Annotated in this window: 1 protein-coding gene; it reads right to left on the reverse strand. The window is 45.1% G+C overall.

Annotation, left to right across the window (positions count from 1 at the left end):
• Nucleotides 1-1,015: outer membrane protein assembly factor BamA (gene bamA, locus R7F67_RS25060; RefSeq protein ID WP_318057564.1), on the reverse strand; the 1,015-nt coding region annotated here is incomplete at both ends.

Below are 1,015 nucleotides of genomic sequence, written 5' to 3' on the forward strand. Positions count from 1 at the left end.
GCTTGAGCTTGCAAGAATTGCTCTACCTGCAAGTAAGGTGACAAGTTACCGATCTTGTTGTGGGTATAACCAACGCCGAATTCAAAACGGTTCAGTTCGTCAAATGGGAAACCCCATGTCAAACTTGCACCATAACTTTGGTTGGTATAGTCAACGATACCCGCTTCCGATGCTTCAAATTCATCGTAGAAAATCTTACCGCCCAAGCTTACACCATCAAGGTTCCAGTATGGGTCGCGGTAGTCTAAGCTCACGTTCTTTTGATAGTCGTTCATCATCGCGTTGATACCAACGCGGTTACCGCTACCTAAGAAGTTGTCTTGTTGCAGACCAACTTGGAAGCTGACGCCCGATTCGGTACCGTAGCCAACACCAAAGTTTACACTGCCTGAGTTCGCTTCTTTAACCGAGTAAACCAGATCAACTTGATCATCACTACCTGGTACACGAACCGTTTGTACTTCTACGTTTTCAAAATAGCCAAGACGGTTAAGTCGTGTCTTACCAGTTTCAATCGACTTGGAGTTTAGCCAGCTACCTTCCATTTGGCGCATTTCACGACGCAGCACTTCATCTTTCGTTGAGTTATTACCAGTAAAACGAATGTCGCGAACGTAAACTCGATTACCTGGATCAACATTCACAACCAAGGAGACTTGTTTGTTTTCATCGTCAAATTCAGGGATGGTGTTTACTTGAGGGTAAGCGTAGCCAGATTCACCAAGCACACGCTTGATGCCTTCTTCCATCGAAGTCACAAGAGAACCGTTGTACGTTTCATTGTCTTCGAATGGAACGAGTCGTTCGAAGGTCGCTTCTTCACCAATCAGGTCACCGCGGAATTTTACATCTTTAACTGTGTACACTTCGCCCTCTTCCAAGCCAAGAGTAATGTATACCCCTTTCTTGTCAGGAGAGATCGCAACTTGTGTAGAATCAACGTTAAATTTCAGGTAGCCGCGGTCAAGATAGAATGACTTCAGCGCTTCGATATCACCAGCAAGCACTTGCTTTT

This window comes from Vibrio sp. YT-17, assembly GCF_033337375.1.
GTDB lineage: Bacteria > Pseudomonadota > Gammaproteobacteria > Enterobacterales > Vibrionaceae > Vibrio > Vibrio alginolyticus.